Annotated in this window: 23 protein-coding genes; 10 read left to right on the forward strand and 13 right to left on the reverse strand. The window is 63.9% G+C overall.

Annotation, left to right across the window (positions count from 1 at the left end; all coding sequences use genetic code 11):
* Positions 1-3: 3 nt before the first annotated feature.
* Positions 4-1,257 carry an Rv3212 family protein gene (locus RHODMAR_RS19125; RefSeq protein ID WP_008717719.1) on the forward strand — a complete coding sequence of 418 codons (1,254 nt, stop codon included), beginning with the start codon at positions 4-6 and terminating at the stop codon, positions 1,255-1,257.
* 22 nt (positions 1,258-1,279) lie between these two features.
* Here the strand turns inward: RHODMAR_RS19125 and RHODMAR_RS19130 are convergent, their stop codons facing one another.
* Positions 1,280-2,074, reverse strand: a complete 795-nt coding sequence (locus RHODMAR_RS19130; RefSeq protein ID WP_008717721.1) for a ParA family protein — start codon at positions 2,072-2,074, stop codon at positions 1,280-1,282.
* Between the two features lie 59 nt (positions 2,075-2,133).
* Entirely contained in the window at positions 2,134-3,600 is a 1,467-nt protein-coding gene (locus RHODMAR_RS19135) for a DHA2 family efflux MFS transporter permease subunit (RefSeq protein WP_008717723.1), read from the reverse strand.
* Between the two features lie 192 nt (positions 3,601-3,792).
* Between RHODMAR_RS19135 and RHODMAR_RS19140 the strand changes: the two genes are divergently transcribed.
* Together RHODMAR_RS19140 and RHODMAR_RS19145 are read left to right on the forward strand one after the other, a co-directional pair.
* Positions 3,793-4,434, forward strand: coding sequence for an acid phosphatase (locus RHODMAR_RS19140; RefSeq protein WP_232433713.1), 642 nt, complete (start codon positions 3,793-3,795; stop codon positions 4,432-4,434).
* Positions 4,431-4,907 (forward strand): GNAT family N-acetyltransferase, encoded by a 477-nt coding sequence (locus RHODMAR_RS19145; protein ID WP_008717726.1) that lies wholly within the window; start codon positions 4,431-4,433, stop codon positions 4,905-4,907. Before RHODMAR_RS19140 ends, RHODMAR_RS19145 begins: the two co-directional genes overlap by 4 nt.
* Before the next feature lie 10 nt (positions 4,908-4,917).
* On the opposite strand, the gene RHODMAR_RS19150 is transcribed toward RHODMAR_RS19145, so the two are convergent.
* Positions 4,918-5,346, reverse strand: a complete 429-nt coding sequence (locus RHODMAR_RS19150; RefSeq protein ID WP_042939887.1) for a hypothetical protein — start codon at positions 5,344-5,346, stop codon at positions 4,918-4,920.
* A gap of 94 nt (positions 5,347-5,440) precedes the next feature.
* Here RHODMAR_RS19150 and RHODMAR_RS19155 point away from each other — a divergent pair, with 94 nt between their 5' ends.
* Both RHODMAR_RS19155 and RHODMAR_RS27660 read left to right on the forward strand, forming a co-directional pair.
* Positions 5,441-6,394, forward strand: coding sequence for a diacylglycerol/lipid kinase family protein (locus RHODMAR_RS19155; protein ID WP_042939888.1), 954 nt, complete (start codon positions 5,441-5,443; stop codon positions 6,392-6,394).
* A gap of 312 nt (positions 6,395-6,706) precedes the next feature.
* The gene (locus RHODMAR_RS27660; protein ID WP_008717730.1) at positions 6,707-6,961 is read left to right on the forward strand and encodes a WhiB family transcriptional regulator; all 255 of its coding nucleotides are present in this window, start codon (positions 6,707-6,709) and stop codon (positions 6,959-6,961) included.
* A 111-nt stretch (positions 6,962-7,072) separates the two neighbouring features.
* On the opposite strand, the gene RHODMAR_RS19165 is transcribed toward RHODMAR_RS27660, so the two are convergent.
* Positions 7,073-8,551 carry a sensor histidine kinase gene (locus RHODMAR_RS19165; RefSeq protein ID WP_008717732.1) on the reverse strand — a complete coding sequence of 493 codons (1,479 nt, stop codon included), beginning with the start codon at positions 8,549-8,551 and terminating at the stop codon, positions 7,073-7,075.
* A 21-nt stretch (positions 8,552-8,572) separates the two neighbouring features.
* Positions 8,573-8,788, reverse strand: a complete 216-nt coding sequence (locus RHODMAR_RS19170; protein WP_008717734.1) for a biotin/lipoyl-binding carrier protein — start codon at positions 8,786-8,788, stop codon at positions 8,573-8,575.
* A 119-nt stretch (positions 8,789-8,907) separates the two neighbouring features.
* Here RHODMAR_RS19170 and RHODMAR_RS29620 point away from each other — a divergent pair, with 119 nt between their 5' ends.
* Complete coding sequence (locus tag RHODMAR_RS29620; protein ID WP_370878772.1) at positions 8,908-8,982, forward strand: 50S ribosomal protein bL37; 75 nt, start codon at positions 8,908-8,910, stop codon at positions 8,980-8,982.
* An 82-nt stretch (positions 8,983-9,064) separates the two neighbouring features.
* On the opposite strand, the gene rsrA is transcribed toward RHODMAR_RS29620, so the two are convergent.
* Both rsrA and RHODMAR_RS19180 read right to left on the reverse strand, forming a co-directional pair.
* Complete coding sequence (gene rsrA, locus RHODMAR_RS19175; protein WP_008717737.1) at positions 9,065-9,361, reverse strand: mycothiol system anti-sigma-R factor; 297 nt, start codon at positions 9,359-9,361, stop codon at positions 9,065-9,067.
* Positions 9,358-10,149: a sigma-70 family RNA polymerase sigma factor gene (locus RHODMAR_RS19180; protein ID WP_008717739.1), complete on the reverse strand. Its 792-nt coding sequence runs from the start codon at positions 10,147-10,149 to the stop codon at positions 9,358-9,360. The genes rsrA and RHODMAR_RS19180 overlap by 4 nt, the downstream gene beginning before the upstream one ends.
* 90 nt (positions 10,150-10,239) lie before the next feature.
* On the opposite strand from RHODMAR_RS19180, the gene ybaK reads away from it, so the two are divergent.
* Genes ybaK through rsgA form a run of 3 tightly spaced genes read left to right on the forward strand, consistent with a single transcriptional unit; the run spans position 10,240 to position 13,037 of the window.
* A complete protein-coding gene (ybaK, locus tag RHODMAR_RS19185; RefSeq protein ID WP_008717741.1) occupies positions 10,240-10,731 on the forward strand; it encodes a Cys-tRNA(Pro) deacylase in 492 nt (163 codons plus the stop codon).
* 6 nt (positions 10,732-10,737) lie between these two features.
* Positions 10,738-12,051 carry a 3-phosphoshikimate 1-carboxyvinyltransferase gene (gene aroA / locus RHODMAR_RS19190; RefSeq protein ID WP_008717743.1) on the forward strand — a complete coding sequence of 438 codons (1,314 nt, stop codon included), beginning with the start codon at positions 10,738-10,740 and terminating at the stop codon, positions 12,049-12,051.
* Complete coding sequence (gene rsgA / locus RHODMAR_RS19195; protein ID WP_008717745.1) at positions 12,003-13,037, forward strand: ribosome small subunit-dependent GTPase A; 1,035 nt, start codon at positions 12,003-12,005, stop codon at positions 13,035-13,037. The genes aroA and rsgA overlap by 49 nt, the downstream gene beginning before the upstream one ends.
* A 51-nt stretch (positions 13,038-13,088) precedes the next feature.
* Here rsgA and RHODMAR_RS19200 read toward each other — a convergent pair whose 3' ends face one another.
* The 5 genes from RHODMAR_RS19200 to RHODMAR_RS19220 all read right to left on the reverse strand — a co-directional run bounded on the left by RHODMAR_RS19200 (position 13,089) and on the right by RHODMAR_RS19220 (position 19,089).
* The gene (locus RHODMAR_RS19200) at positions 13,089-14,339 is read right to left on the reverse strand and encodes a fatty acid desaturase family protein (protein WP_008717747.1); all 1,251 of its coding nucleotides are present in this window, start codon (positions 14,337-14,339) and stop codon (positions 13,089-13,091) included.
* 122 nt (positions 14,340-14,461) lie between these two features.
* A complete protein-coding gene (locus RHODMAR_RS19205) occupies positions 14,462-15,763 on the reverse strand; it encodes a fatty acid desaturase family protein (RefSeq protein WP_008717749.1) in 1,302 nt (433 codons plus the stop codon).
* Positions 15,764-15,871: 108 nt separating this feature from the next.
* The gene (locus RHODMAR_RS19210) at positions 15,872-16,987 is read right to left on the reverse strand and encodes a ferredoxin reductase (RefSeq protein ID WP_042939898.1); all 1,116 of its coding nucleotides are present in this window, start codon (positions 16,985-16,987) and stop codon (positions 15,872-15,874) included.
* A 120-nt stretch (positions 16,988-17,107) separates the two neighbouring features.
* A complete protein-coding gene (locus RHODMAR_RS19215) occupies positions 17,108-17,632 on the reverse strand; it encodes a DUF6912 family protein (protein ID WP_008717754.1) in 525 nt (174 codons plus the stop codon).
* 11 nt (positions 17,633-17,643) lie between these two features.
* The gene (locus RHODMAR_RS19220; RefSeq protein ID WP_008717756.1) at positions 17,644-19,089 is read right to left on the reverse strand and encodes a WS/DGAT/MGAT family O-acyltransferase; all 1,446 of its coding nucleotides are present in this window, start codon (positions 19,087-19,089) and stop codon (positions 17,644-17,646) included.
* Between the two features lie 186 nt (positions 19,090-19,275).
* Between RHODMAR_RS19220 and RHODMAR_RS19225 the strand changes: the two genes are divergently transcribed.
* A complete protein-coding gene (locus RHODMAR_RS19225; RefSeq protein WP_008717758.1) occupies positions 19,276-19,854 on the forward strand; it encodes an Rv3235 family protein in 579 nt (192 codons plus the stop codon).
* 33 nt (positions 19,855-19,887) lie between these two features.
* On the opposite strand, the gene RHODMAR_RS19230 is transcribed toward RHODMAR_RS19225, so the two are convergent.
* On the reverse strand, positions 19,888-20,089 hold a 202-nt coding region (locus RHODMAR_RS19230), incomplete at its 5' end, for a hypothetical protein (RefSeq protein ID WP_042939889.1).

Genomic DNA, 20,089 nt, shown 5'->3' on the forward strand with positions numbered 1-20,089 from the left:
GTCGTGCTGGCTCCAGAACGTCGAACGAGAGCCGATCTCGTCGCCGTTGCCGTCATCGCCGTGGTTTCGGTAGTAGCCGCGGGCACCGCCTGGTTCACCGGCGATGCCCGCGGTACTACGTCGGTGCCCGCCGGGGAACCGCTACCTCGGATCGAGCCGGCAACCACTGTGCCTGCAGCCCTCACCGAACTGTGGCGTGCATCGAGCGAGGCGACGGAGGCCACCCGCACACCGGTACCCGTCGTCACCGACTTCGGGGTGGTGACGGCCGACGGTGGATCCGTCGTAGGCCGCAGCCCACGGTCCGGCGAGCAGTCCTGGTCCTACACACGTGATCTCCCACTCTGCTCGGTGGTGTCGTCGTGGAACACCGCAGTCGCGGTCTACCGCGATGATCGCGGCTGTTCACAGGTGACCGAACTCGACGGGTCGACCGGACAACGCGCCGCGCAACGCACATCCGACGCCGACGATGCAGTTCGCCTGTCCTCCGACGGCACCTACGTGACGTCGAGGGGCGCTTCCCGGATGGAGTTGTGGCGCTCGGACATGGTGCGCACCCTCGAATACGGTCGCGTGGACGCTCCGGTCAATCCGGGTAGTCAACCGAGGACCGGCTGCACTCTGCTGTCCTCGGCATCGACCAACTCGCGCACAGCAGTGCTCGAGCAGTGCCCAGGCGAAGCGGCGGCCAGACTGACTCTGCTGAAACCAGCACCCAAGGATGCGACCGAACCCGAGGAGTACGGCTCGACAGTGGTGCCCGAACTGGTTCCCGGGCCCGACTCCCCGACTGCCGGAACCATCATTGCGGTCACCGGAAGCGTTGTTGCGCTGCATATCCCAGCTGAGAACGGCATGCCCGATCGAGTCGGACTCTACGACGACACGGCTAGCCGGATATCCGAGTTCGACCTTCCTGCCGACCTCTCCCCCACGAAGGACTCACCGAAATCCACTGCACAGACGGCAGGTTCGGTGTTCACCTGGTTCACGGGTACGGGAGTGCAGGCATTCGATGCCACCAGCCTGTCCCCGTCGTGGTCGGTCCCCGGAGCCCTCGGGAGCGGAAGCGTCATGGCAGGCCGGTTGGTGGTGCCCGTGCCGGACGGTATAGCGGTGGTCGATCTCGCAACCGGCACCTCGATCACCGACATTCCGGTCGACCGAGGCGATTACTCCGGTCCGATACAGACATCGGTGATCGGCGATGTGATCGTCGAGCAACGCGGTACCGACGTGGTTGCTCTGGGCTGATCCCCTCGCCGCTCGCGCAGATCTAACCAGCCGGATCGTAGGTTTTCAGGTCTGCTCCATCGTCCCAGTGCGCGAGCAAATTCTCGGCAAGTTCGCGATAAGCCTGCGCTCCCTTGTTCTTTCGTCCCGACAACACTGTCGCGCCCGATGCGCTGGCCTCGGCGAAACGAACGGTCCGCGGGATCGGTGGTGCCAGGACCGGTAACGCGTATCGGTCCGAGACATCACCGAGTACATCCCTGCTGTGGGTTGTGCGGGCATCGAAGAGAGTGGGGAGGGCACCGAGTAGAGCCAGGTCGGGGTTGGTGATCTGCTGCACCTCGGAGACCGTCCGCAACAATTGCCCGACTCCCCGATGGGCGAGGGTTTCGCACTGAAGGGGCACCAACACCGACTGTGCTGCGGTGAGACCGTTGAGGGTCAGCACTCCGAGTGACGGCGGACAATCGATGACGACGACGTCGAAATCGTCGAGGATCGGAGCGAGCGCGCGCTTGAGCGCGAACTCTCGACCTGCGCGCATCAGCAACAGCGCTTCCGCGCCGGCGAGATCGATCGTCGCCGGGAGCAGAACGATTCCTTCCGACGTCTCGATCAGCACGTCCTCGACCTTGGCATCACCGGTCAGCACCTCGTGGACCGAGGAATCGAGTTTGTCGGGGTTGTGCCCGAGTGAGAACGTCAGGCAGCCCTGCGGGTCGAGGTCGACCACCAGGACGCGTCGGTCGAGCGCGTGCAGCGCAGCGGCGAGCGAGGCCACCGTGGTGGTCTTGGCCACGCCACCCTTCTGGTTCGCTACCGCAAGAATTGTCGTCACGACTCTGATCCTTGCTTACATTCGGCGGATGAGCGAGGGTTCGGCGTCTCTCGGCCGCGTCAATGCAGCGCGATCGGTGTTGCCGTGCCCGCGCTGGCGTGCTTGGTTCGCGGCAGGAAGAACGCGGGAACGAACGTGAGCACGATCAGTACCAGCGCAACCATGAAGGTGGTACCGAACGCCCGCGTCGAGATGTCGAAGGCCTCTGCCTCGCTGGTCGCGGTCAGCGCAGGCTTCTGCTGAGCAGTGAGCACCACCGACATCAGAGCGGTACCGATCGAACCGGCTGCTTGCTGGACGATGTTCATCAAGGTCGAACCCCGCGCGACGGTTTCGTCGGTCAGCGTCTGCAGGGCTGCTGTCATGATGGGCATCATCGTCGAACCGAGACCCAGACCCATGACGAACAGCGCACCGATCAGCAAGGTGTAGGACGTACTGGTACCCACCTGGGTGAACACCGCCATACCTGCGGTGATGAGTACCAAGCCCGCTAGCACGATTCGACCGGGGCCGGTCCTGTCGGCAATGACACCGGCGATCGGCATCGCGATCATCGCGCCGATTCCCTGCGGTGCGAGCAGCAGCCCGGCAGACAGAGTCGATTCGCCGCGAAGCAGGAAATAACTCGGGAACAGCAGGCCTGCGCCCATGAAGGCGACCATGAACAGCGTCGTGGTGATCACCGATACGGACAGCGACCGGTTCTCGAACAACCGCAGCTCGATCAGTGGATACTCCACCCGAAGTGCATGGAAGACGAACAGGACTATCAGCACCAGGCCGACGATGACGGGAACCAGCACCTTCACCGCCAGGACGGTTTCGGTTTCGACGACCGAGGATGCGCCGTAGAGGAACAATGCGAGACCGGGCGAGAGCATCAGCATGCCTCGGAAGTCGAAGGATCGAGACGGAGCCGGATTGTCCTTGGGGAAGATCGCCACTGCTGCGACCAGCGCGATGATGCCGATCGGCACGTTGATGAGGAAGATCCAGTGCCAGCTCGCCGCTTCGATCAGCCAACCGCCGAGAATGGGTCCTGCGATGGGACCGATGAGCATCGGAACTCCCAACACGGCCATCACGCGTCCGATACGTTCGGGTCCGGCAGCGCGCGTCATGATGGTCATGCCGAGCGGCATCAGCATGCCGCCGCCGAGACCCTGCAACACTCGGAACACGATCAGTGATGTGATGTCCCAAGCGAAACTGCACAGCACCGAACCGAGGACGAACAGCACGAGCGCGGTGATGTAGAGGCGTTTGGTTCCGAAGCGGTCGGCCGCCCAGCCGGTCAGGGGTATGACGGTTGCCAGGGCGAGCGTGTACCCCGTCATCGTCCACGCAGCATTGGCGTAGGTCGTGTCGAAAACGTCGGTGAAAGTCCGGAGCGCGACGCTGACGACGGTGACGTCGAGAATCGACATGATCGCGCCGAGCACCACGACACCCGCGATCTTCAACAACGCTCCGTCGAGTTTCTCCGGCGCGACGGACGCCGCGGGCTTCTGCAGGTCGGTCATTTTTCTCCCGATCGGTAACTACGCGGCCTGCCGCGGCCAAGTGACGGCAGGCAGTATGGATGTCGCGCGGGGCGGTGAAGATCCAGATGAGATTAACGGTCCAGTCGGTCTGTGCTCAATGGAATTTTCGGACCACGTGCGCGAGTGGCCTATGACAAAGGCCACATCGTCGGAACAGGCATGATCGTTGTCATGACTACACATGCCGCCGCTGACGCCGGGCGAGTTGTTCTGCTCCGTCACGGGGAGACCGAATGGGCCCTCGCCGGAAAGCACACCGGCAACACCGACGTCCCACTCACGAGCATCGGCGAACAGCAGGCAGTCGACGCCGGATCCCTGCTGCGGCTGCTGCAGCTGCGCGATCCCCTGGTGATATCGAGCCCGCGAGAGCGTGCTCGCAGAACCGCCGATCTCGCCGGTCTGGAGATAGATCGAACCTGGGATGCGCTGTCGGAGTGGGACTACGGGGACTACGAGGGCCTCACATCGAATCAGATCCACGAGACGGTGCCGCACTGGACCGTGTGGACTCACCCGTGCCCGGGTGGCGAGTCGATCGGTGACATCGCCGTGCGAGTGGAGCTGGTGCTCTCGGTCGTCCTTCCCCTGCTGAGCGGCCGCGACGTCGTACTCGTCGGCCACGGCCACTTCTCCCGCGCACTCATCGCCGGCTGGACCGAGGCCCCGATCACCGAAGGCAAACGCTTCGCCCTCTCCCCCGCCGCATATTCACTGCTCGGCTTCGAGCACTCGTTCCGCCAGCTCGTCGCGCACAACGTGCATCCATCGATTCTCACCGCTGCCGGCACCAGGACGGGAGGTGGACGGTGATCCGCCGCGCCGCCGAGGCCGATGTTCCCGCCATCACCGCTCTGGTGCACGAACTGGCCGCGTACGAGAAGTCGTCGGCACTGTGCACGGTACGAGACGAGCAACTTCAGGCGGCTCTGTTCGGTGCGCAGCCTTCGGTGTTCGCGCATGTCGCCGAACACGAGGGAATCGTGGTGGGGTGCGCTCTTTGGTTCTTGAATTTCTCCACGTGGGACGGCGTCAACGGAATCTATCTGGAGGACCTGTACGTGCAGCCTGCCGCGCGCGGAGGCGGTTTCGGAACTGCGCTGCTCGCCGCGTTGGCTGCCGAATGCGTCGCTCGCGAGTACACGCGGCTGACCTGGTCGGTTCTGGACTGGAACACCCCGTCGATCGGCTTCTACCGGTCGTTGGGCGCACAGCCACAGGACGAGTGGACCACGTTCCGGTTGAGCGAGGGCGCGTTGGCCGAGCTGGCCGCCACGGCACTGTGACGGGTGCGGTTCAGCCCAGATCGTCGTCGACGTCGCTGTACTCCGCTGCCATCCACTGCGAGGACGGTGGGCTGAACAGCAGAGCGAGCACACCGATGACCGCGACTCCGAGAACGACGCCGTAGAGGGTCTGATGTGATCCGGTCAGCAAGGACCACACGACGGGCAGCAACAGCAGCTGTACGACCGTCGCGATAGCTCTGCCCCAACGCTTACCGACAATCAGTGCGACTCCCGCAACCCCGACTCCGACACCCAGTACGCCGAACCATCCAGCGGTGCCGTAGCCGTTGGCGACGGCGTTGTCTCCTTCGCCGGAGACCGCACGGACGAGGAGCACGAATGCGGCGACCAACGAAACCGCGCCCTGTGCTGCGACGAGGACCCCGGCGGATCGAAACGTGGCCGGCGGGGTGAGGTTCTCGGGTGTGGTGGGCACGCGACCAGCCTAGGCAACCGGGAGTGGAGCCTGCGGAACGACCCGTGAGACCGGGAGTGGAGCCTGCGGAACGACCCGGTTAGTGTCAGTAGTCGTGCGTGCGCTGCTGATCGTCAATCCCAATGCGACTTCTACGACGGCTGCGGCTCGCGATCTGCTCGCTCATGCGTTGTCGAGCCGGGTTCGGGTGACGGTTGCGCAGACGACTCATCGTGATCATGCCTCGGAGCTCGCTCGGGGTGCCCGTGAGGACGGGGTGGGTCTGGTGATCGTGCACGGTGGTGACGGCACGGTCAACGAGGTGATCAACGGTTTGCTCGGGGTGCCGTTGCCGACGTCGATGCAGGCGGTGACGATCGGTGCCATTCCTCCTATCGCGGTCGTTCCTGGCGGTAGTGCGAATGTGTTCGCGCGTTCTCTCGGTATCGAGGCCGATCCGGTGGCGGCGACGAATCAACTGATCGGGCTGTTCGATGCGCGGGCGCGGCGGACGATCGGGTTGGGGCACTGTGACAATCGCTGGTTCACTTTCAATGCGGGTATGGGCTTGGATGCCGATGTGTGCCGGGCGATCGATGCGAGTCGCAAGGATGGCAAGCCGGTGTCCGCGACGCGGTATCTGCGGTCGGCGGTGCAGGAGTTCTTCAAGAACAAGCGTCGGCCGGCGCGGTTGACGGTGGAGGTTCCCGGGCAGGATCGGTTCGATGGGGTGCATTATGCATTCGTGTCGAATTCGAGTCCGTGGACGTATCTGAACGAACGGCCGGTGCACACCAACCCCGGCACTGGTTTCGACTCGGGTCTGGGCCTGTTCGCGATGCATTCGACTGCTCTGTTGCCCACGCTGCGGGTGTCGCGCCAGTTGCTGTCCAAGGGAGCGGAACCGAAGTCTCGCAAGCTGATTCGTATCGACGACGTTCCGAGTGTCCGAATTTCTTCGACGGAGCCGGTCGGCTTGCAGATGGATGGGGATTACTTGGGCGAACGCACGGAAGCGGAGTTCTTCTCCACCCCCGACGCGCTCGAGGTCGTCGCCCCGAACGCGTGATCGGTGGCCGCTGCGGGCACGGACGAGCACTGAGCGCATTTCCATTGGGCGGTTACTGGCCCGAGAGAACACGGGCCTGAAAAACACCAGCCTGCGTAAACACGAGCGAAATCTGTCCGCTCAGGGTACAAAGGAGCGCAGAAGGCTAAAGCGAGCCTAACAGAGTGAGCTTGACCACGGTCACGCGCGTATCCCTTGACTTCACCTGAGTTCGTGAAAGCATTCACAAGCAACAGTGCGGAAACATTGGTTACCCACTCGTGAACAGAAGAGAAACGAAACGGCGCTCCGGCGCCCGGTAAGGAGCAGAGGATGGACTGGCGCCACAAGGCTATTTGTCGCGATGAAGACCCGGAACTATTTTTCCCGGTGGGAAACAGTGGCCCGGCTCTCGCGCAGATCGCCGATGCCAAAGTCGTCTGTACTCGGTGCCCCGTCACCGCTGAATGCCTGTCCTGGGCACTCGAATCCGGCCAAGATGCTGGAGTATGGGGCGCAATGAGTGAAGACGAGCGCCGTGCGCTCAAGCGACGCAATGCACGTACGCGCGCACGCAGCACCGTCTGAGACGCTTTCGCAGCAACTCGACAAGGCCCGGTATCCGCAGCAGCGGGTGCCGGGCCTTCCGCGTGCGGTGAGCCGCTCGGCTCACGTAACTCAATATTCACCGAACGAGCGTCAGGGCCTGGGCATCCGCCGTCCCAGCGGAACCCTCAACATCGCGTCCGTGCCCCCGCCCGCTGCCGGATGCAGCCCGAGCGATCCGTTGAGCTCGACCGAGACGAGCGTGCGGACGATCTGCAATCCGAGCCCGTCCGAGCGCTCCAGCGAAAACCCGCTCGGTAGGCCGCGTCCGTCGTCGTGGATGACCACATCCAGCCATTTCGCCGAACGATCGGCGCTGATTCTCACCACGCCGGCCGATCCGGCGTCGAAACCGTGCTCCATCGCGTTCTGAACCAGTTCGGTCAGCACCATCACCAACGGAGTGGCTCGCTCTGCCGAGAAGACTCCGAGCTTGCCCTCGCGTACCACTCGTACCCGCGGATTGACCGTCGCGATGTCGAGCATGATCGGTACCAATCGATCGACTATCTCGTCGAGATCGATCTCCTCGTCCACCGACATCGACAACATTTCGTGCACCACGGCGATGGACGTCACCCGACGGACCGATTCGGACAACGCAGTGCGCGCTTCCTCGTTCTCGAGTCGACGAGACTGTAGCCGGAGCAGGGCCGCCACGGTCTGCAGATTGTTCTTCACCCGATGGTGAATCTCCCGGATGGTCGCATCCTTGCTGAGCAGGGCACGATCGCGTCGCTTCACCTCGGTGACATCTCGGACCAGCACCGCCGCACCTGCGGACCGCCCACGGGGCTGCAACGCCAGCGTGCGCACGAGAACGGTGGCACCGCGAGCGTCGACCTCCATCCGATGGCCCACGTTGCCACTGAGCGACGACCGAATATGGTCGGCAACCTCTTGTGAGTCGAACGGGTCGGTGACCAGCGACCGGGTGATCGACGCCAGATCGCGACCCGACAGTTCCGTCGTCAGTCCCATCCGGTGATAGGCAGAGAGTGCGTTGGGACTGGCGTAGTCCACCCGACCTTCGGTGTCGACGCGGATAAACCCATCGCCTGCTCGAGGCGACGAGTTCACATCGGTGCGCTCTTCCGGTGTGGGAAACGTGCCCTCGCTGATCATCAGACAGAGGTCGTCGGCGCATTCTCGGTAGGCCACCTCCAGCGCACTCTGCGGCCGAAGCTGAGCCGGGTCGGTATCCCGCGTCAGCACCGCGATCACGTGCTCGCCACACCGCACCGGAATGCTCTCACTTCGCGTCAGGACGCCTCCTCGAACGATCTCACGCTGCTGCAGCGCAACCATCACATCCGGGTGCTCCGACTCGGAGATGGTCGTGCCCACGATGTCGTGCGTGAACACTGTCGGCGCGGTTGTCGGACGGCACTGAGCCACACACAACACGTCGGCGTTCTCACTGGCCACATCGTCGGTTCCGACCCACAACAGCACGTCGGCGAAGGACAGGTCGGCCAACAGTTGCCACTCCCCCACCACTCGCTGCAGATGGTCGACCGCAACACCGGGAAGGTCGGTGTGTTCGGCCAGCAGGTCACTGAGGGTCGACACGAGGTCTCACACAACCGCGGATCAGGACACCACAGCGATGAGGTCGCCCTGTTGAATGACGTCGCCCACCGCGACGTCCACGGACGTGACCGTCCCTGCAGTCTCGGCCAGCACCGGAATTTCCATCTTCATGGACTCCAGGATCACGAGGGTGTCACCCACCTCGACTGCGTCACCTCTGGCCACGACCACCTGAAACACGGTGGACACCATCTCCGCTCGGACGTCCTCGGACATCGGCGAACCCCTTTCTCACGTCACCAAGAACTGCGCCGGACACCCGCTGGGGACCAGGCCCGTCACAGTAAGCCAATCACACGTGGGAGACTGTAGTGAACAAACGAGAGGAGCCCATCATGGGAAAGCGTGGACGTAAGAAGCGTGCTCGTAAGGGCAACAAGGCCAACCACGGCAAACGTCCGAACAGCTGACGGTTTGCCACACGCCGCGAGGGGCCGAGAAGCATGTGCTTCTCGGCCCCTCGCCGGTTGGTAGGCCCTTCGGAGCCCTGGACTATTCGGAGTCGATCCGGCGAGTCAATACGGTTCGCCTGATTTCGACGCTCAGTCGTTCGCGCAGACCTGCAGGTGCCTGATCTCCTCCGCATTTGCGTGAGATCAGCCGCTTGACCTTCTCTTCGATCCCGTAGGCCTCGAAGCACGACCCGCACTCGTCGATGTGCTTCTGTAGGCGAGATCTGCTGGCCTCGTCACACTCGTTGTCGAGCATGATCCATACGTCTGCAATGACCGCCGAGCAATCGAGTCGCTCGAACTGTTCGCTTCCGTCGGTGTTGCCGGTGCCCGTCACTGGACTACCTCCTGCTCGTGCCGATCGACTGCGCCGTCCCGGTTGAAGCCCCGCTCGCGCGCGACACCGGCCAACAAACCCCTCAGCTGCTTGCGTCCGCGGTGCAGACGCGACATCACCGTACCGATGGGAGTACCCATGATCTCGGCGATCTCCTTGTAGGGAAATCCCTCGACGTCGGCGTAGTAGACGGCCATCCGAAACTCTTCGGGCAGAGACTGCAAGGCCGCCTTGATGTCGTCGTCGGGCAAGGCGTCCAGCGCCTCGACCTCGGCAGAACGCAGTCCGGTCGACGTGTGCTCCGCGGTGGCTGCGAGCTGCCAGTCGCTGATCTCGTCGGTCGGGTACTGGGCGGGCTGACGCTGCTTCTTGCGATAAGAATTGATGTAGGTGTTGGTCAGGATGCGATAGAGCCACGCTTTGAGATTCGTGCCATCGCGGAACGATCGGAAAGCCGAGTAGGCCTTCACGAACGTCTCCTGAACCAGGTCCTCGGCGTCGGCAGGGTTACGCGTCATCCGCAGTGCCGCGCCGTACAGCTGATCCAGCATCGGCAGCGCGTCCCGCTCGAAGCGCTCGGTCAGCTGAGCCTCGGTCTCGGCTGCCCGCTGCTCCGCGATGGCCTTCTCGTCCTCGATTGCAGTGGCCGCTGCACCGGGAGTCCTGGGTTCTGTCACGCTGATCCCTTCGGTAGCTTCCGCCGTCCAGGCTACCGCGCCCGAGGCCGGCTTCCGCGAGGAGATCACCTCCGCCAGAGCCAGAGGACGTTCCGCGGTCAGCAGTGCCATTGTTCGTTCCTTCCGCCAGTAGACGTATCTGTTGTTGCACAACACAGCTCTGCGCCGACGTGTTCCCGCCGGATCGCTAGAGTCCCGTTGATGGCCACGTCCACACCCGCTCTCGCGCTGCTCACCAGACAGAAGGTGGCGCACACCGTGCACTCGTACGACCACGATTCGCGAGTCCAGTCCTACGGTGAGGAGGCGGCGCAGATACTCGTCGAACGCCTCGGAGTTCGACCCGAACGAGTCTTCAAGACCCTGATCGTCCAACGTGCCGACCGTTCGCTGGCCGTGGCACTCGTCCCGGTCACGACCACGCTCTCGCTCAAGGCAGCGGCGACCGCCCTGGCTACCAGAAAGATCACACTGGCCGACAGGGCTGCCGCCGAACGGTCCTCGGGATACGTCTTCGGTGGAATTTCCCCTCTGGGACAGCGCAGGTTCCTTCCCACGGCGATCGACGACTCAGCGCTGGGGTTCGAGACGGTGCTGTGCAGCGGAGGGCGCCGAGGACTCGAAATCGAACTGGACCCGGTCGATCTCGTCCGGCTCACCCGCGCCACATCCGCGCCCATCGCGACGCGCTGATTCCGAATGAGCGAAGATGTACAGGTGAGCAATTGGACAGCCCCCGCCGCCGTCGCACCCGTCGACGCGACAGTCACTCTGCCCGGATCGAAATCGATTACCAATCGCGCACTGATCATCGCTTCCCTGGCATCGGGCCCGTCGACGATCACCGGTGCCCTGCGAAGCCGTGACACCGACCTCATGATCGACGCTCTGACAACACTGGGGATCGGGATCACCGCCGCCGATGACGACAGAACGGCACTGCACGTCGATCCGGCTCCGCTAAGCGGCGGAGCGGTGGAGTGCGGGCTGGCCGGAACCGTGATGCGCTTCGTGCCGCCACTGGCCGCACTCGCCGACGGCGAGGTGTCGTTCGACGGTGACGAGCAGGCCCGCATCCGCCCGCTGGACACGATCCTCGACGCACTGCGCGCCGTAGGAGCCGACGTCCAGGGCAGCGCGCTGCCGTTCACGATGCGCGGCACGGGCTCGCTTCGCGGCGGGCCGGTCGAGATCGACGCCTCGGGATCCTCGCAGTTCGTCTCGGGTCTGATGCTCTCGGCCGCGGCATTCGACGAGGGCATAGAAATCCACCACATCGGCAAGCCCGTTCCGTCCATGCCACATATCGACATGACCGTGGAGATGCTGCGGCGGGCCGGCGTGCGGGTGGACACCCCCGAGAGCGGCGACGCGAACACCTGGCGTGTGCACCCGGGTCCGGTCACGCCGATCGAGTGGAGCATCGAGCCTGACCTGTCCAACGCCACCCCTTTCCTGGCCGCGGCGGCGGTCACGAAAGGCGTGGTGCGCGTTCCCAATTGGCCACAATCGACCACTCAGCCCGGTGACGCGATCCGCGAGATACTCGCCAGGATGGGCGCTCGGGTCGAGCTGAGCGCCGGCATCCTGACCGTCGAGGGCCCGGATACGTTGCGCGGCATCGACTTCGACCTCCACGATGTCGGCGAGTTGACCCCCACCGTCGCGGCGCTCGCCGCTCTCGCCGACGGGCCGTCGATTCTGCGCGGCATCGCCCACCTACGTGGTCACGAGACCGACCGACTCGCGGCGCTGACGACCGAGATCGTGCGACTCGGCGGTCGAGCTGTCGAAACCGACGACGGTATCCGCATCGATCCGGCACCGCTGCACGGCGGCAACTGGCACTCGTACGCCGACCACCGAATGGCCACGGCGGGTGCCATCATCGGACTGCGCGTACCCGGTGTCGAGGTGGACGATATCGGCACTACCGCCAAGACCCTCCCCGATTTCGAAAAGCTTTGGGACGCAATGCTGTCCACGCCGACACCGAGCGGGGTCGGCTCCTGACCGCGCGTCGGTACGACGAGTCCGACGTTCGTATCCGGCCGGGCAAGAGCTCACGTCCGCGCACCAAGACTCGCCCCGAACACAACGACGCCGAAGCCGGCATGGTCGTCTCCGTCGACCGCGGCCGGTGGGGATGTGTGCTCGGCGGAGACCCGTCCAGACCGGTCGTGACGATGCGCGCCCGCGAGCTGGGCCGAACTCCGATAGTGGTGGGCGACGAAGTCGGCATCGTCGGAGACCTGTCGGGCAAGGTGGACACCCTGGCTCGAATAGTGCGCGTGGCCGAGCGCCGCACGGTGCTGCGGCGTACCGCCGATGACACGGACCCGTTCGAGCGCGTCGTGGTGGCCAATGCGGACCGATTGCTCATCGTCGCGGCTCTCGCAGACCCACCGCCGCGCACCGGCTTCGTCGAACGAGCACTGGTGGCCGCGTACGTCGGCGGCCTCCAACCAGTGCTGTGCCTGACCAAGAGCGACCTGGCAGCACCCGAGGAATTCACTGCGGCGTTCGCAGATCTCGACGTCCCGGTGGTGCTGGCGGGTCAGTCCGAAGACCTCACCGAACTGACGGCCATGCTGACGAACGAGGTGACCGCACTGATCGGACACTCCGGAGTCGGGAAGTCCACTCTCGTCAACAGGTTGGTGCCCGACGCCTATCGTGCGACCGGGGTGGTGTCGGGCGTGGGAAAGGGACGTCACACCTCGACACAGTCGGTGGCGCTACCGCTGCCCGGCGGCGGTTGGGTGGTGGACACGCCTGGCATCCGATCGTTCGGATTGGCGCACATCTCGCCGGCGAACGTCGTCGCGGCCTTCTCGGACCTCGCCGACACGATCGAGGACTGTCCGCGGGGGTGCACTCACCTCGGCCCTCCGGCCGACCCCGAATGCGCCCTCGACACACTCACCGGCGACGCAGCTCGACGCGTTGCTGCCGTGCGCCTACTCCTCGAAGCCGTTCGAACGAACGAGGCCTGGTAGCAACCGCCCCTCGGGGTCGGCTACCACCAGGCCTGCGCGCAGTCCGGGTGCCTACGCGGCCGTACCGACCGGCCTACGAGTTCTCCTGCGCTTCTTCGTTTCCGCGATGGCGGTTCGCAAACCACGGCGCTTGCCGGTCTCGGGATCGACCGTGAACAGCCCCGCCGGAGCGTCGGCGAACTTACGTTCCGATGCGGTTTCCGGAGCGTCGTCGCTGGTTGCCTTCAAGTACTTGTTGGGCAGCGACAGCTTCGCAATGGTCCGCCAGGACAAGAAGTACTGATGGACGATCGAGCCTGTCGTGTACGGCAGGTCGTACTTCTCTGCGAGTTCGAGCACTCGAACCTTGATTTCCCGCAGGCGGTTGCTGGGGAGATCGGGGAAGAGATGGTGCTCGATCTGGTAGCACAGGTTACCGCTCATGAATTCCATGACGGGGCCCGCGTTGAAGTTCGCGCTACCGAGCATCTGACGCAGGTACCACTGACCCTGCGTCTCGCCCTCCATGTCGGACTTGGTGAACTTCTCGGCGCCGTCCGGGAAGTGTCCGCAGAAGATCACGGTGTTCGTCCACACGTTGCGCATCATGTTGGCGGCGATGTTCGCTGTCAACGTGCTCTTCCACGCGGGACCGGTCAGCAGCGGGTGCAGAATGTAATCCTTGCCGACCTGCTTGCCGACCTTCTCGAGCACCTCGCGACGCTTCTGCTCGAACTCCTCGCGCGGCACTCGCCCCTTGGCAACCTTGCCCAGTTCGAGGTGCTGCAATGCCACGCCGTACTCGAAGAACAACTGCAGCAGCAAGTTGAAGACGGGATTGGCGAGGTTGAACGGCTTCCACCGTTGGTCCCGGGTGACACGGAGCAGGCCATAGCCCACGTCGTCGTCCATGCCCAGAATGTTCGTGTACTTGTGATGGATGTAGTTGTGCGTCTGCTTCCAGTGCGCCGACGGCCCCGTGTTGTCCCACTCCCACGAGGTGGAGTGAATCTCGGGATCGTTCATCCAGTCCCACTGGCCATGCATGACGTTGTGGCCCAGTTCCATGTTCTCGATGATCTTGGCGACCCCGAGCATGGCAGTGCCTGCGAGCCACGCCGGTCGACGACGACTGGCGAACAACAGTGCCCGACCGCCGATGTCGAGGGACCGTTGCAGACGAATGGTGTTCTTCACGTATCTGGCGTCGCGTTCACCGCGGGATGCCTCGATATCACGACGAATCGCATCGAGCTCGTGGCCCAGCGCTTCGATATCAGCATCGGTCAGATGCGCGTATTCCTTGATGTCCGTAATCGCCATGGATACAACCTCCTGGCAGTCGTGAACACACGGCGTTCGATGACGTGCCATGTGCAATTCCGTCACCTACCGTATCGTAAGTTACGGTCGCGTAGGTTGCGGCCACGAATCTGTGTGACGATTCACAACTCGGTACGGTCAACCGAATGACGCAGAGCCTTCGCCTGTCGCTTGGCTTCCTTCTTGGCGTTCCGCAATCCCACTCGTGCCTCCTGCATGGCCGAACGCAGTCCTCGACGTTGCCCGGTGAGCGGGTCGATCCGCAGCGCATGGACGGCAGGCGACTCGCCTACCCGCCAGCGCCGCTCGGACGACGTCTCGGGGGCGTTGTCGGACGTGGCGCGTAGCCACTTGTCGGGGAGAGAGAGCTTGTGAATCGTCCGCAGCGCCAACAGGTACTGCTTACCGAGCGAGCCGGTCGTGTAGGGCAAGTCGTACTTCTCGCACAGGGCATGCACCTTCTCGGAGATCTCCGAGTACCGGTTGCTCGGGAGGTCCGGAAACATGTGATGCTCGATCTGGTAGCACAGGTTGCCGCTCATGAAAGCCATGACCGGACCCGCCTCGAAGTTGGCACTACCGAGCATCTGGCGCAGGTACCACTCGGGACGCGTCTCGGTCTCGAACTGGCCCATCGTGAACTTCTCGGCACCGTCCGGGAAGTGACCACAGAAGATCACCGCGTAGGCCCACAGGTTCCGAACCAGGTTTGCCGTGGCATTGGCGGTCAGCGTCGACTTCCACGCCGGGCCGGATATAGCCGGGAAGAACACGAAGTCCTTGCCGACCTGCTTGGCGATCTTGCGCGCGAAAGCACGGGTCGCCGGTGACTTCAGCAGACCCTTTTCGTTGTCGCCGTCCAGCTGCTTCTGCGCGTCGTAATCGTGCAGGGCGATGCCCCACTCGAACGTCGTCGCCAGCACGATGTTCGCAAGCGGCTGAGCGAGATTGATCGGTTTCCACGGCTCGTCCCGCGTCATACGCAGAATGCCGAAGCCGATATCGTCGTCCATGCCGACGATATTGGTGTAGGTGTGGTGCGAGTAGTTGTGGGCACGTTTCCATTGCTCGGACGGTCCGGTCTGGTCCCATTCCCACGACACCGAATGGATCTCCGGGTCGTTCATCCAGTCCCACTGGCCGTGCATCACGTTGTGGCCGAGTTCCATGTTCTCGATGATCTTGGCGACACTGAGCATCGCTGTCCCGGCAAGCCACGCCGGTCGATATTTGCTACCGAGCAACACAGCGCGGCCACCGAGTTCCAACAGTCGCTGCAGTCGGATGGTTCGGCGGATGTATGCGGCATCGCGTTCGCCGCGGCTGTCCTCGACGTCTCTACGAATTGCGTCGAGCTCGCGCCCGAACGCTTCCATGTCAGCTTCGCTCAGGTGCGCGAACTCTTTGATATCGGTGATGGCCACCGGGTCCTCCAACAGTTGAGTGCAGTGCCCGAAAAATCAGGTTTCAGCGTGGGCAACCTACGTAAGCGTAACCGAACAGCCTGAGAAGGCAGTGTGCGAAAAGCAGACCTACAGTTCCAATGTGCAGTCGCCGGCAGCGGCGGAAATGCACGTCTGCACACGATCACCCTCACCGTGCTCCTTGCCGGAACGAAGGTCGATGACGTGCCCTGCTGTCAACGGGACCACACATGTCTGGCAGATACCCATCCGGCAGCCGAACGGCATCTGAACGCCGAGACTCTCGCCGGCTTCGAGCAGGCTCGTTGCCCCGTCGACAGCGACCTTCTTGTCCGATTTCGAGAACGTGACGGTACCGCCGGCTCCGGACGTGTCGGCCCGGGAGATCTCGAATCTCTCGAGGTGAAGCTTGTCCTCGATTCCCTCACGCTTCCACGTCTTCTCGATTTCCTCGAGCAGGGCCGCGGGGCCACAGGCCCAGGTATCGCGCGTGCGCCAATCGGGGTAGAGCGCGTCGAGCGAGGCAAGCGCGAACTTGCCGTCGGATCGCGTCAACTGCACATGCGAGGTGAAGTTGGGATGAGACTTCTCCAACGCGCTGAGCTCGGCGGCGAACATGACCTCGTCCTCGGTGGGGGCCGAGTGGATGTGCACCGTGTCCGGCATGTCCCCGTGCCGATCGAGTGCCCGGAGCATCGAAATGACCGGGGTGATGCCACTACCGGCGGTCACGAACAGGATCTTGTTCGGCGGCGGCACCGGCAAGGCGAAATTGCCCTTCGCAGCGGCCAGTCGAACGATCGTCCCCTGAGGAACTCCGCCGACGAGGTGCGAGGACAGAAAACCCTCGGGCATCGCCTTGACGGTGATGGAGATCAGCTTGTCTTCCCAGTTCGGCGGCGAGGTCAACGAATACGACCGCCAATGCCACCGTCCGCCGAGGTGCAAGCCGATTCCGATGTACTGACCCGGCTGATAATCGAAGTTGAAGCCCCAACCGGGACGAATCACCAGTGTCACCGCAGTGGCCGTCTCCTTCTCCACTCGTACGATGCGGCCCCGCAGTTCACGAGCCGACCACAGTGGATTGGCCAGATGTAGGTAGTCGTCCGGCAACAACGGAGTGGTGATGCGGGTGAAGGCACCACGCACCATGTTCAGTCTGGGACGCCTGGGTGCCGAGACGCCGGCCGCAGGAGCTTCCAGCCATTTCTTCAGATCCATCGGGTGTTCCATCCCCTCGATCGAGACACTGAGCCGCATACGGCCATCGAGGTTACGCTACCGTAGGTTCGGGGGAAGGGGCACCTTCACCATGATCCTGCGGGAACGATCACAGCGGAATCAGAGCAGCTCGAGCAGAAATGACAACTCCTGCGGGGCGTACCACGCCAGCGTGTGATCCTCGGCGTCTCCCAGCACGAATTCCGCGTCTACATCGCCCATGTCCGCAGCGTCGACCGCTACCACGGCCTTGGCGACCGCCGCTTCGGCACCTTCGAGGTCGACGTGCACCGACGCGACCTGATCCATGCGCAAGGGTTCCTTCAACCGAACGACGGCATCGTCGAGATCGGGTCGCAGAGTGGGGTCGTCCACATCGGCGGCGATCACCGCGCGCCGATACACCACCCCCTCGGCGACCGTCCCGGTGTCGGCTTCGTCGTCGACGGCCGCAGCGATCAACCGCAGCGAGGCACGTGCCGCCTCCCCCATCGCCACTTCGGCCAGCTCCTCGTCGTCGCCGGAGGAGTAGGACTCACGCAGCGTCGGCGTCACCGCGAAGGCCGTCCGCGAGACCGGGCTGAACTCGCCCTCCGCCGACAACACCTTCAAGAACTCCAGCGTCGCCGGAACATAGACTCGCATTGCAGAAGACCTCACACTCTCGATTCGTTACTCGCGTCGACCAATTCTTCCAGCGCCTCGTGCAACAACGCCGTCACGACGTCCACGTCGGGCATGGCACCTCGATCGGCGTTCAGCCCGAAGAACACGAAGCCGTCGTACGACGTCAACCCGATACTCAACGCCTGGTTCTCGAACAGCGGCGAGACCGGGTACATCTCGAGCATGCGCGCACCACCCACGTAGAGCGGAAATTGCGGTCCGGGCGCGTTGGTGACGATCAGATTGAACACCCGCTGAGACAGGCGGCTACCCGCCCGCACCCCCATCGCATGCAGACTCGCAGGAGCAAATCCGGAGATACGCATCAGCGTCTGAGCCGTGACGCCGCGACTCTGATGGGCATGCGCCTCGGTGGCGTGTGCGATGTGTGACAGCCGAACCACTGCATTCGACTCACCGACGGGCAGGTCGACGAGAAAGGACGAGACCTCGCTGCGATCGTCCTCGTCCGGCTCGATCGGTCGGTCGATCACCTCTCCGAAACCGACACGATCAGCGGAGACGTACACCGACATCGGCACCATGGCCCGCACCGTCGAGGAGGCCGTGACCGGTTCGCCGCGCGAAAGCAGCCAGTTTCGAAGTGCTCCGGTGACCACCGCGAGCACCACGTCGTTGATCGAGCACCCGAACCTGTTGTGGATTTTGCGATAGTCCGACAGCTCGGTCTTGGCCACCGCGAATCTACGGTTTCGCGAGATCGGGGCGTTGAGCGGACTCGACGGAGCGCTCTGTGTCGCGGTGCGCAGCACGGCCGCAACCTTGCCTGCGGCGCGCACTGCGTCACCTGCGACCCCCGCCACGCTGTTCATCGCGCCACGCAGAGCCTCGATGCTCTCCCCCGGTCGCACCACCAACTCGGTCAGCGCGTCGATGACCAACACCGAATCCTTCGGCTCGCGCGCAGGCATCCACAGCTCCTCGGCCATCGGCGGAGGATTCTTGCTCGCGTCGAGGATGACCTGACCGATGTCGAGGGCGTGCTCGCCGTCGACCAACGCCGAATGCGACTTGGTGAAGATGGCGAAACGATTCTTCGACAGCCCCTCGACCAGGTACATCTCCCACAGCGGGCGGGTGCGATCGAGAGGGCGTGACGTCAGCCGCGCGATCAGATCGTGCAGCTGGTCGTCCGAACCCGGTTTCGGGAGCGCCGAGCGCCGGATGTGGTACGTGATGTCGAAATCTGCGTCGTCGACCCACACCGGCCGGGCCAGGCCGAAGGCGACCTCGCGGACCTTTCGCCGATAGCGGGGAACCAATGCCAAACGCTGCTCGACCAGCGACAGCAACCGCTCGTAGCTGAAACCGCTCCGAGGGGTACGGAAGATCGCGAGCGAGCCGAGGTGCATGGGGCTGCTGCTGGCCTCGAGAAAGTAGAACGACGCATCCTGCAATGTCAGCCTGGTCGCCATCGCGTATTCCAGTCCCCGTCCTCGTCTGAAGTACGCGCTCGCCCCTGTGGTCGTGAGCGCGATGTGCTCGAACCTAGAGTACGTGCCCGAGCATCATCGGTCGCGGCACCGTTCGAGGACTCGTGTCGCGAGAACCTCACCGATTCGACAGGGAACCGAACGACGCCGGAGACCGTCAATGTCGGTGTGAGCGTCATCGAATCGAACGAGCCACCGAACACCACCGACGGGGCCGGGCAGGACCCACGGCTGCGCGCCGAACACCACTGTTTCCTCTCGCGTGCCGCTCCGTTCGAGCCCCCGCTCTCGTCCAGCACTGTGCACACGTGCGATCGCGTCGCGAACGCCGAACCGACACCGGTCAGACACCGACCGTCGTTGCGCAGCAGTCGATCTCGACGGCGCACCGAGCCGGCCGCCGGTCGACCTACCGTACCCGCCGATGCGCGCTCGACCGCCGACCGCGCGATGCGCATGCTCATCGAGGTGATCGATCGTCGACGAAGCGCCGATCAACTATCGGCGTTGTTCACTGCCTCGACGATCGACCTGGTGCGCACGATCGTGCGCAATCCGCCGCCGGGACGACGGCTCGGCTTCGCTGCGGTACACCGCGTGCACGTGGTGTACCAGTCGGAAGTCTCCGCAGAGATCTTCGGCTCGTACACGCGCGGGCCGCGGATGTTCGCTTTCGCCGGCCGAATCGAGTTGGCGATCGATCCGCGCCGTCCCGGGTGGACGGTCACGTCGTTGCGCGTGGGGTAGGAACCCCCTCGGCGGTGACGCGACCGCCGTCCACTACTTCTTGCGCTTGGAGCGAGCGGTCTTCTTCGGTGCCTTGCTCTGCGCCCTCGCTGCTTCTCGGCGCTCTCGACGAGTGCCATCCGCGGCAGACTCACCTGCGGCAGCAGCCGAACCGGATCGGCGAACCGCGGTGCCGCCGTCCTCGGCCGGACCGGAGAAGGTCAATCTCTGATCTTCTCGATCGTCGAGGCCCTTT

The organism is Rhodococcus sp. AW25M09, from assembly GCF_000333955.1.
Taxonomy (GTDB): Bacteria; Actinomycetota; Actinomycetes; order Mycobacteriales; family Mycobacteriaceae; genus Rhodococcoides.